Raw genomic sequence first — 7,228 nt, forward strand, 5'->3', positions numbered from 1 at the left:
CCATTGGTCAGCGTCCTGCTGCCGCCAACGAAATTTCATACAAATGTTTCAGACATGACGTTTGCATGACAAATCCGTGTCTTTTCGGCCCCGCACTTTATAAATCAAAGACTTGCCAAAGCCCCGAAAACCCTGGGATGCGCCGCTTTGCCCGGTGTTTTTTCAGTGAAGATTGTTACCGATGAGCAGCTAATGCATCGATTACTGAGGTTTTCTGGCATAATCGCGCCCCCTTACGACCGGGTCAGAAAACCTTCATGATCGATTTATTCAGCGGACTGGATGCTTGGGTTCTAGTGAGCCTGTTGCTCGCCCTGGCCTTTGTCCTCGCCTTCGAGTTCATCAATGGCTTTCATGACACCGCTAACGCGGTGGCCACAGTCATCTACACCAAAGCCATGCCGCCGCACCTGGCCGTGTTCTTCTCCGGGGTGTTCAACTTCCTCGGCGTGTTGCTCGGTGGTGTCGGCGTCGCCTACGCCATCGTGCACTTGCTGCCGGTGGAGTTGCTGATCAATGTGAACACCGGCCATGGCCTGGCAATGGTCTTCTCTTTATTGGCAGCGGCGATCACCTGGAACCTGGGCACCTGGTACTTCGGTATCCCGGCCTCCAGCTCCCATACCTTGATCGGCTCGATCCTTGGTGTCGGCCTGGCCAATGCCCTGATCAACGACATCCCATTGGCTGACGGTGTGAACTGGCAGAAAGCCATCGATATCGGTGCTTCCCTGGTGTTCTCGCCGATGGCCGGCTTCCTGGTCGCAGCTCTGGTGCTGATCGGCCTGAAATGGTGGCGCCCACTGTCGAAAATGCACAAGACCCCGGACCAGCGCCGCAAACTTGACGACAAGAAGCACCCACCGTTCTGGAACCGTCTGGTACTGGTGATCTCGGCCATGGCCGTGAGCTTCGTACACGGCTCCAATGATGGCCAGAAAGGCATCGGCCTGATCATGCTGGTGCTCATCGGTATCGTACCGGCGCAGTTCGTACTCGACCTGGGAAGCACCACTTACCAGATTGAACGTACTCGCGATGCCACCGTGCATTTGAGCCAGTTTTACGAGCGCAATAACGCCACGCTCGGCGAGTTCCTGGCACTGGGCAAAAGCGTGAAGGACGACCTGCCGGGCAAGTTCCGGTGCAACCCGCAGCAGACCGAGCCGACTATCAATGCATTGATGGAAACCCTGAAAGGCGTTTCCGACTACCACTCGCTGACTGCCGAGCACCGCATTGAAGTGCGCCGCTACTTGCTGTGCCTGGACGACACCGCGAAGAAAGTCGGCAAGCTGCCGGGCCTGGATGCGCGTGAGAAGTCCGACCTGGACAAGCTGCGCAAAGACTTGACCGCCACCACCGAGTACGCCCCGTTCTGGGTGATCCTCGCCGTCGCACTGGCCCTGGGCCTGGGTACCATGGTGGGCTGGAAGCGTGTGGTACTGACCATCGGTGAGAAGATCGGCAAGCAGGGCATGACCTATGCCCAAGGCATGTCGGCACAGATCACCACGGCGAGCATGATTGGCCTGGCCAACATTTTCAGCCTGCCGGTTTCCACCACTCACGTACTGTCTTCAGGCGTGGCCGGCACCATGGTTGCCAATAAGAGCGGCCTGCAAGGCGGCACGGTGAAGACCATCCTGATGGCTTGGGTGTTGACCTTGCCGGCAACCGTGGGCCTGTCGGCCGGGTTGTTCTGGCTGGCGTCCAAGGCATTGGGTAGTTGATAGGCTGCGGCTGAAAAAGAAGGCGCGATCCTGATGGGGATCGCGCTTTTTTTTATCTCACAACTACAGGTGCGGGACGCAGAGCGTCCTCGGCGGCATTCCCACGCGGAGCGTGGGAACGATCACATTAAATAGCAGGCAAAAAAAAGGGCGACCGAAGTCGCCCAAAATGCCTTGCGTGCTCATGTAACCCAGAAGAACTTACGGTTCTTTACGCTTATTAGTGTCCTTCCAGATAAAAATCCCAAACCCTACAAAAAACAGCACCATGAGGCTGACAGTCAGCACCCCGGCAAACACCACATTATCGAAAAACATGACCGGCCTCCTGCTCATGCCCTGTTGCGATAGGGCTAAGTTAATGGAGAAGGCGGAGTGGAAAATTGACCGGGATCAATGTCGCCCGCAACGGGGCTTAAAGAAGGGTAATAACTGACCTGCATCAACAAATGCAGGCTGTTTCAACGCTTTTTCGGCTTGTTCTTGGGTTTTTTCTTAACTTTGCCAAGCGGCATCGCCTGCTCAAATGCCTGGCGAACCTCATTCAGGCGCTTGTCATTCAAGTCATGCACACGTTTGGCACGTTCGGCATTCAGGTCAATCAGTTTGTCGTCTTCACTCATGGCTGGGCTTACGTCGTGGCGGGAATGGCTCAATAATGCGGCCTCTCCCGCTCGACGGCAAATGCCAGGGTGAAAATCCTCGTACTTCTCTTTCCTGGCGCTTATTTATCCCGCTCAAATGTAATGATGGAACGTGTAGTCCCCGGCCAATTCGGCATTTGGCGCCAGGGCGTCAGCACTTCCAGCGTATCGCCCCTGACCTGAAAATCGCGGCATTGCACCGTCCCCACCCACGCCGGATTCCAGGCAGAATCAACCTCTGTGCACCATTGATTGCCCTCGACCCGCTCAATACCGGTATAAGCCACCAGCGTATTCAACAGCGCTGATTTTTCAGCGTCGGAAGCGCCGGCTTTTCTTCCCTCACCGGTCAACACGAAAGCCACTCGATGATCCGCGGTAAAAATAACGCGCCCGGAAGGACGGCTGCCCATTGCCGGAATTTTCTCACGGGTATCCTGGGACTCGACCTGATAGCCGACCAGCTTCCAGGCCCCGACCAGCGGTGACTCATTCGCTGCTGCGCCCGCGCAAAGGCCCATTGAAACAGCCAACCCGATCACATTTGCCTTTATAGGGAGTTTCATCGCTCTACCGTCTCAAAAAAGACACAGAGCTTTGCGCACGGCTGCCCGGGGAGATGTAGGGCATATCCCCAAACTACGACAGGAGAATCTGCGGGCGACAAAAGGAAGCACATCGCCCAAAATCGACACTTTCCAACTTACCCTGTAGGCGCACTCAGTTGGCACTGCACAATGACCTTCCGCCGCTGCTGGCCCTGCGCGCTTTTGAGGCGGTGGCGCGGCACTTGAGTTTTATCAAGGCCGCCAATGAGTTGTCGGTTACCCAGAGCGCACTCAGCCACCAAGTGCAAAAGCTCGAACAGTATCTGGGCAAACCACTGTTTATCCGACGCACCCGCGCGATTGATCTGACCGCCGACGGCCAAGGTTACTACGACGAAATCCGCCCGGCCCTCGATATGATCGCCGCCGCCACCCGCGCGCAGAAAGTCGCCCCCACGACCACAATTTTGCGCGTGGGCCTGCTGGCCTCGTTTGCCACCCTGTGGCTGGCCCCGCGTCTGGCCGGGTTTCTCAACCGCTACCCGCATATCCAGGTGGAACTGCTGCCCGCGATTCAATTAGCCAACGTCGCCACCGCCGAGGTCGACCTGGCCATCCGCTATGGCAAGGGCGACTGGCCCGATGTACAGGCCACGCGTTTGATGGCGGAAGTCATTTCACCGGTGTGCAGCCCGGCCTTCAAGGCCAGCCAACTGCACAATGCGCCCTTGTTGATGGCCACCTCGCACCGCCCTTTCGAGTGGACGGATTGGTCGGCGCACTACCAGGTCAACCTCGACCACCATTCCCGCGTGCTGCTGCACGACTACAACATCGTGGTCGAAGCCGCCGTGGCTGGCCAAGGCATCGCCATGGGCCGTCACCGCCTGATAGAGCGCAGGCTCAAGGACGGCAGCCTGGTGGAAGCCTTTGACTGGCCGCCCTACCACAGTGAAATCGGTTACTGGCTGATCGTGCCTCAAGGCCCTGCGAGCCAAGCGGTCGAATGCTTCAGTCAATGGTTGAAAGACACCTGCGCCGATACATGAGCTATTTCGATACGTCGAGTGAGATCTATCCGTTTGTCGCCCATTGATACAACAAACATGCTCAAACCTCTTAACCCAAGAGGATCCAACATGAGCGACTCCATCCGCCAACGCGTACAAGCCCTTGGCCTGACGCTGCCAACCCCTAGCCAGCCGGCGGCCAATTACATCAATCATGTGGTCAGCCAGAACCAGCTGTTTATCTCAGGGCAAATTCCTATGCTCGACGGCAAACCCGCCTACATCGGCCGGCTGGGGCAATCCCTCAGCGATGAAGAAGGTGCCCAGGCAGCAGAGCTGGCGGCGTTGGGCTTGCTCGGCCAGTTAAGTGCTGCCGTCGGTGATGACCTGTCGCGTGTAGTGCGCATTCTCCGCTTGGGCGTGTTCATCGCCAGCAGCGGCAATTTCACGCGCCAAAGCGTCGTTGCCAATGGCGCATCCAATCTGGTGGTCAATGCCCTGGGCGACAAAGGCCGGCACGTGCGCACCGCCGTCGGCGTCTCGAGCCTGCCCGCCGGCGTCGCCGTGGAGGTGGACGCAATTTTCGAGCTGCTGTCGTGAGCCCGCTGCAGGTCCAGCATCTGCGTGACGACACACCTGGCTGCCAATCAGGCATCGTGCACTTCAACCATGCCGGTGCCTCGCTGCCGAGCCAAGCCACCCTCGACGCGATCATCGACCAGTTGCAACGCGAAGCCCGCGATGGCCCGATGGAGGCCGGCGAGCATGGCGCGATCCTGGTAGAAAAAGCCCGGCGCGCAGCTGGGCAATTACTCAATGCGCCCGTCTCCTCGATTGCCTTCGCCAGCAGCGGCTCAACCGCCTGGAGCCTGGCTTTCCAGGCCTTGGGGCCGTGGCAGCCGGGCGATCGCATCCTGGTCGGGCGCCATGAATGGGGCGGCAACCTGGCGAGTATGCAGTTGGCCGTGCAAGCGGGTGCCCGAGTGGAGGTGATTCCCTGCGATGCAACCGGCGCAGTCTGCCCATTGGCGCTGGACGCAATGATTGATGCCAACGTCAAGCTGATCGACCTGACCTGGCTGCCGGCCAACGGCGGCCTGATCAACCCTGCCCAGGCCATCGGCGAAGTGGCCAGGCGCCACGCAATCCCCTACTTCATCGACGCCGGCCAAGCGGTCGGCCAGTTGCCGGTGGATGTGCAGGCGCTGCACTGCGATGTGCTCAAGTCGGCCGGGCGTAAACACCTGCGCGGGCCGCGGGGTACGGCGCTGCTGTATGTGCGACCAGACTTTCTGCAACGCCTGAACCCCGCCCAGCGCGACGTGTTCTCGGCGCCCTGGACCGTTGAAGGGTTCGACCTGCGTAACGATGCCCGCCGCTTTGAAACCAGCGAAGTGTCCTACGCCTTATTGGCGGGGTTGGGCAATGCGTTGCAGGAAGTTAACCGACTGGGCGTGGAGCGGACATGGGAAAGGGTCTTGCAGCTTAGCGGACGAATCCGCGACGTGCTGCGTCAGATTCCGGGCGTTTCCCTGCACGATCTGGGCACGGTTCACTCAGGATTGATCGCCTTTAACCTCGCCGGCTGGGAGGCGTTTGAACTCAAACGTCGGCTGGGATTAAAGCGCATCAACATCGGCGCCAATGGTGTGGCCTACACGCCTCTGGATATGCAGGCGCGGGGTCTTACAAGCATCGCGCGGGTTTCTGTCAGCCCACTCAACACCGAACACGACATCGAGTTGCTGATCGCCGCGCTGCGCGAATTGCGCGATTAAACCTCGACGTCCACCCACAAACCCTGGCGCGGCGCGTCCTCGATCAGCGGCGCTACCGGCACGGTGTTGTCGGCGTTGAGCTCATCGCCGGGGATCGCCAAGTGCGCGTCAGGGTCTTCATCCGCTTCGCGCCGGCGTTTCTGCTGTTCTTGCTGGCGGCGTTGTTCTTCGCGCAGTAACAAAGTCGACTGCTCGGCATCGCCCTTTTTCAGGTCGATGGTGCTTTCGTTGGAGCCGGCCTGCACGGGCACCACGGGCGGGATATCCGGCTTCTGGCGCACCGGATCAAGTTGCGACGTGACCGGTACAACGCTCAAGGGCAGTATGGGTGGCAGCATGGTTTTTAGTCTCCTATTGCGCAGACTGTCGGCTGCGGGAGGGGCGACTTGAGCATCAAGCCCCCAACTTGTGAACCAATCGTCATCTATCCGACGAACATATCGCCCTTTTTCTTGCCGCTTGGAGCTTAAAGCTTGAAGCTGCAGCTATTCCTTTTGGTCTGGAAGCCGTGTTCCGTTAGAATAGTCGGCTTTTTCACGGCGGGAGTCAGGCAGCATGGCGCAGCAGTATCAACCGGGGCAACGCTGGATTAGTGACAGCGAAGCAGAGCTGGGGTTAGGCACCGTTCTGGCACAGGACGGGCGCTTGTTGACCGTGCTCTATCCGGCCACTGGCGACACTCGTCAGTATGCGCTACGGAATGCGCCCCTCACTCGTGTGAGGTTTTCGCCGGGTGACAGCATCACCCATTTCGAAGGCTGGAAAATGACCGTACAGGAAGTCGACGACGTCGATGGCCTGCTGGTCTACCACGGCCTCAATGGGCAGAACGAGCAGGTCACCCTGCCGGAAACCCAACTGTCGAACTTCATCCAGTTCCGTCTGGCCAGCGACCGTCTGTTCGCCGGGCAGATCGACCCGCTGGCCTGGTTCTCGCTGCGCTACCACACGCTGGAACACACCAGCCGTCAGTTGCAGTCCTCGCTGTGGGGCCTGGGCGGCGTGCGTGCGCAACCTATTGCTCACCAACTGCACATCGCTCGCGAAGTCGCTGACCGTATCGCGCCACGGGTATTGCTGGCCGACGAAGTGGGCCTGGGCAAGACCATCGAAGCCGGCCTGGTGATTCATCGCCAGTTGCTGTCGGGTCGCGCCAACCGCGTGCTGATCCTGGTGCCGGAAAACCTGCAACACCAGTGGCTGGTGGAAATGCGCCGCCGCTTTAACCTGCAGGTTGCGCTGTTCGACGAAGAGCGTTTTATCGAAAGCGATGCCGCCAACCCGTTCGAAGACACCCAGCTTGCACTGGTTGCACTCGAATGGCTGGTGGACGACGAGAAGGCCCAGGACGCGCTGTTCGCTGCTGGCTGGGACCTGTTGGTGGTCGACGAAGCCCACCACTTGGTGTGGCATGAAGAAAAAGCCAGCCCGGAATACGCGCTGGTCGAGCAACTGGCCGAAGTGATCCCTGGCGTGCTGCTGCTCACCGCCACCCCGGAACAACTGGGCCAGGAC

General features: G+C 59.2%; 9 protein-coding genes. 5 read left to right on the top strand and 4 right to left on the bottom strand.

Translation table 11 applies throughout. The features are described 5' to 3' along the window. The first annotated feature begins 257 nt into the window (after positions 1-257). On the top strand, positions 258-1,733 hold the full coding sequence (locus FEM54_RS19570; protein WP_017137227.1) for an inorganic phosphate transporter: 1,476 nt from the start codon (positions 258-260) through the stop codon (positions 1,731-1,733). Between the two features lie 201 nt (positions 1,734-1,934). Here FEM54_RS19570 and ccoM read toward each other — a convergent pair whose 3' ends face one another. From ccoM to FEM54_RS19580, 3 genes are all read right to left on the bottom strand, one after another. Then, the gene (gene ccoM / locus FEM54_RS34935; protein WP_276614677.1) at positions 1,935-2,051 is read right to left on the bottom strand and encodes a cytochrome c oxidase subunit CcoM; all 117 of its coding nucleotides are present in this window, start codon (positions 2,049-2,051) and stop codon (positions 1,935-1,937) included. Positions 2,052-2,194: 143 nt separating this feature from the next. Further along, the gene (locus FEM54_RS19575) at positions 2,195-2,356 is read right to left on the bottom strand and encodes a hypothetical protein (RefSeq protein WP_017137225.1); all 162 of its coding nucleotides are present in this window, start codon (positions 2,354-2,356) and stop codon (positions 2,195-2,197) included. A 101-nt stretch (positions 2,357-2,457) separates the two neighbouring features. After that, positions 2,458-2,943, bottom strand: a complete 486-nt coding sequence (locus tag FEM54_RS19580; protein WP_099548593.1) for a lipocalin-like domain-containing protein — start codon at positions 2,941-2,943, stop codon at positions 2,458-2,460. Between the two features lie 158 nt (positions 2,944-3,101). Between FEM54_RS19580 and FEM54_RS19585 the strand changes: the two genes are divergently transcribed. The 3 genes from FEM54_RS19585 (at position 3,102) to FEM54_RS19595 (ending at position 5,713) form a co-directional block, all read left to right on the top strand. Then, positions 3,102-3,974 (top strand): LysR substrate-binding domain-containing protein, encoded by an 873-nt coding sequence (locus tag FEM54_RS19585; RefSeq protein ID WP_138452553.1) that lies wholly within the window; start codon positions 3,102-3,104, stop codon positions 3,972-3,974. A 90-nt stretch (positions 3,975-4,064) separates the two neighbouring features. Next, positions 4,065-4,535 (top strand): RidA family protein, encoded by a 471-nt coding sequence (locus FEM54_RS19590; RefSeq protein ID WP_138452555.1) that lies wholly within the window; start codon positions 4,065-4,067, stop codon positions 4,533-4,535. After that, positions 4,532-5,713, top strand: coding sequence for an aminotransferase class V-fold PLP-dependent enzyme (locus tag FEM54_RS19595; RefSeq protein ID WP_138452557.1), 1,182 nt, complete (start codon positions 4,532-4,534; stop codon positions 5,711-5,713). Before FEM54_RS19590 ends, FEM54_RS19595 begins: the two co-directional genes overlap by 4 nt. Here FEM54_RS19595 and FEM54_RS19600 read toward each other — a convergent pair. Then, positions 5,710-6,051, bottom strand: a complete 342-nt coding sequence (locus FEM54_RS19600; RefSeq protein WP_017137220.1) for a hypothetical protein — start codon at positions 6,049-6,051, stop codon at positions 5,710-5,712. The genes FEM54_RS19595 and FEM54_RS19600 overlap by 4 nt on opposite strands. Before the next feature lie 217 nt (positions 6,052-6,268). Between FEM54_RS19600 and FEM54_RS19605 the strand changes: the two genes are divergently transcribed. After that, positions 6,269-7,228 (top strand): DEAD/DEAH box helicase family protein (locus FEM54_RS19605; RefSeq protein WP_171045871.1); only part of this gene is annotated, 960 nt, incomplete at its 3' end.

Origin of the sequence: Pseudomonas edaphica, assembly GCF_005863185.1 — a bacterium.
In the GTDB taxonomy this organism is placed as follows: Bacteria; Pseudomonadota; Gammaproteobacteria; order Pseudomonadales; family Pseudomonadaceae; genus Aquipseudomonas; species Aquipseudomonas edaphica.

Bases quoted from the DNA above. Each gene is read 5' to 3' on its own strand.
- FEM54_RS19570 (WP_017137227.1), top strand. From the start codon at position 258: ATGATCGATTTATTCAGCGGACTGGATGCTTGGGTTCTAGTGAGCCTG.
- ccoM (WP_276614677.1), bottom strand. From the start codon at position 2,051: ATGTTTTTCGATAATGTGGTGTTTGCCGGGGTGCTGACTGTCAGCCTC.
- FEM54_RS19575 (WP_017137225.1), bottom strand. From the start codon at position 2,356: ATGAGTGAAGACGACAAACTGATTGACCTGAATGCCGAACGTGCCAAA.
- FEM54_RS19580 (WP_099548593.1), bottom strand. From the start codon at position 2,943: ATGAAACTCCCTATAAAGGCAAATGTGATCGGGTTGGCTGTTTCAATG.
- FEM54_RS19590 (WP_138452555.1), top strand. From the start codon at position 4,065: ATGAGCGACTCCATCCGCCAACGCGTACAAGCCCTTGGCCTGACGCTG.
- FEM54_RS19600 (WP_017137220.1), bottom strand. From the start codon at position 6,051: ATGCTGCCACCCATACTGCCCTTGAGCGTTGTACCGGTCACGTCGCAA.